The 2,307-nt window shown below is 55.4% G+C and carries 2 protein-coding genes; both read right to left on the bottom strand.

Translation table 11 applies throughout. The features are described 5' to 3' along the window. Positions 1 to 666, bottom strand: a 666-nt coding sequence (locus RMSM_RS24495; RefSeq protein WP_008702898.1) for an NAD(P)-dependent oxidoreductase, incomplete at its 3' end; no start/stop codon positions are given. Between the two features lie 67 nt (positions 667 to 733). Continuing rightward, positions 734 to 1,846 (bottom strand): 3-phosphoserine/phosphohydroxythreonine transaminase, encoded by a 1,113-nt coding sequence (gene serC, locus RMSM_RS24490; RefSeq protein ID WP_144057926.1) that lies wholly within the window; start codon positions 1,844 to 1,846, stop codon positions 734 to 736. Between the last annotated feature and the right edge of the window lie 461 nt (positions 1,847 to 2,307).

The following is a 2,307-nucleotide window of genomic DNA, read 5'->3' as shown; positions in this document are numbered from 1 at the left end:
GACCTTGTCGAGCTGGGCGTGGCTGATCAGCCCCTTGGTTTCCGGGGTCAACGGTGTGTGTACGGTCAGGTAGTCGATCTGCGGCAACATGTCATCGACGGTGGCAACGCGTTTCACGCCGATTGCCGAAGCTTGTTCGTCGGTCAAGAACGGATCGAACGCGATGACTTTCATGTCGAACGCGATCGCTCGCGCGGCGACTTCGCGTCCGATGCGGCCCATCCCGACGATCCCCAGCGTTTTGCCGGCAACCTGGGTGCCCATATACTTTTTGCGGTCCCAGCGTCCTTCGACCAGACTCTGGTTGGCTGCGGGGATGTTGCGGCTCAGTGCCAACAACAGTGCGAAAGCGTGCTCCGCAGTGCTGACGGTGTTACCGGCCGGAGTGTTCATGACAACGATGCCACGCCGCGTCGCCGCCGGTTTGTCGATGTTGTCGGTTCCCACACCTGCACGTACCAACGCACGCATCCGGGTGTTGCCTTCGAGCGACTCCGGAGTGATCTTGACTCCGCTGCGAAGGATCGCCCCGTCGAACTCGTTCAATGCGGTTCGTAGGTCTTCACCAGAAAGACCGGTGCGGACTTCATATTCGACGTTCGGGGAAGCCTCGAGGATATCGAGACCTTCTTGTGCGATGTTGTCGAGGACGAGAATGCGATGCATGGCAGGAGTTGTGGGGCGAAAGGGAATAAAATTGTGGGGAACTTTAGAAGCGACTTTGGCCGCGCGACTAGCCGTTCTTTTTGGCAAAGTCGATCATGAATTTAGCCAGTGTTTCGGCGCCTTCGATCGGCATCGCGTTATAAACGCTCGCTCGAATACCACCGACGCTGCGGTGGCCTTTCAAGTTGGCCAAGTCGTGGGTTTTGGCTTCGCTGACGAATTTTTTCAACAGTTCGTCGCTTGGCAAATTGAACGTGACGTTCATCTTCGAACGACAGCAATCAACGGCGTGACCTTGGTAGAATTCGTTGTGCGAATCGATCACGTCGTAGAGCAGTTGGGATTTTTGCTCGTTCAGTTTTGCCATTGCGTCGAGACCACCGATGTCGTTGGACAACCATCGTGCAACTTTGCCCAGGGCGTAAATGGCAAACGTCGGCGGAGTGTTCCATTCCGAATCGGCTTCGGCGTGGTTTTTGTAGTTCAAGTAACCTGGCAGCTCGGTTTTGGCGCTGTCGACCAAGTCGCGGCGGATAATGACGACGGTCACTCCGGCAGGCCCGGCGTTCTTTTGAGCACAGGCGTACAGGACGCCGTACTTGTTAACATCCAATGGGCGTGACAGGAAATCGCTTGACGCATCACAGACCAACGGCACTCCGGCGGGGCACTCGGGTTCGGATTGAAACTGAACCCCTTGGATGGTTTCGTTGCTGCAGTAGTACAAATACCCAGCATCATCGCGGACTTGAAAATCGTCCGCTGCGGGGACGTGGTTGTAATTGGATTCTTTGGCGTCGTAGATGACTTCGGCATTGCCTTCCTTTTTGGCTTCGCCGATTGCTTTTTTGCCCCAAGAACCGGTGACAAGGTACTGGGCCGTTTTTTCGGTGCCACGGATCAGATTTGCAGGAATCATCGAAAATTGCAGCGTCGCGCCTCCTTGCAGGAACAGCACCGCGTAGTCGTCGCTGATGTTCAGCAGCGAGCGGATACTGTTCTCGGCATCGTGCAAAATATCGACAAATGCTTGGTCTCGGTGGCTCATTTCCATCAGCGAGCAACCTGCGCCGGGCAGACACAGCATTTCCTCTTGCAATTGCTGCAGTACCGAAAGGGGCATCGCAGCAGGACCAGCGGAAAAGTTGAAGACGCGCTGAGCAGTCGCGGTAGCACTCATCGTTAGCGAATTTCCATCACGTGGTTTGCTTGGCATTGACGAAATGGAGTCTCAGCCAAGCGGGGAAAACGGGGAATAGGGGGCGTAGATGCGAATTCTATGCTTAGCGGATTAAGTACGAAAGGTTGGCTAAGAGGATTCATCTGGCACGCTTTGCCGCATCGACGGGGGGCATGGTGGCGATTGTTAGTCGCTGGGACGCTTCGAAGCAAGCGAAAACGCAGTGCGGATGGCTTTATTTGATGCCCATCGTTCGGATTTCGCGGAGTCGTAACGATCAAACGCTTCGTGCCTATCCGAAAACTTGGCTACGACGGTACTTCCGGGCCTTCAATGCCGGTCCTACGCGAGCTTGCGACCGCCCAGAGGGGTGTCGAGCAACGGCAACGCGGTTTTCGGATAGGCTCTTAGATTGGAAGGGCACGTGGGTTGCACGACAGAAAAATCGAAACTCCGTTTTT

This window comes from Rhodopirellula maiorica SM1 (assembly GCF_000346295.1).
GTDB classification, from domain to species: domain Bacteria; phylum Planctomycetota; class Planctomycetia; order Pirellulales; family Pirellulaceae; genus Novipirellula; species Novipirellula maiorica.
The sequence above is the reverse complement of the archived record's forward strand: the minus strand, read 5'-3'. Positions and strand labels throughout refer to the sequence as shown.

Bases quoted from the DNA above. Each gene is read 5' to 3' on its own strand.
- serC (WP_144057926.1), bottom strand. From the start codon at position 1,846: ATGAGTGCTACCGCGACTGCTCAGCGCGTCTTCAACTTTTCCGCTGGT.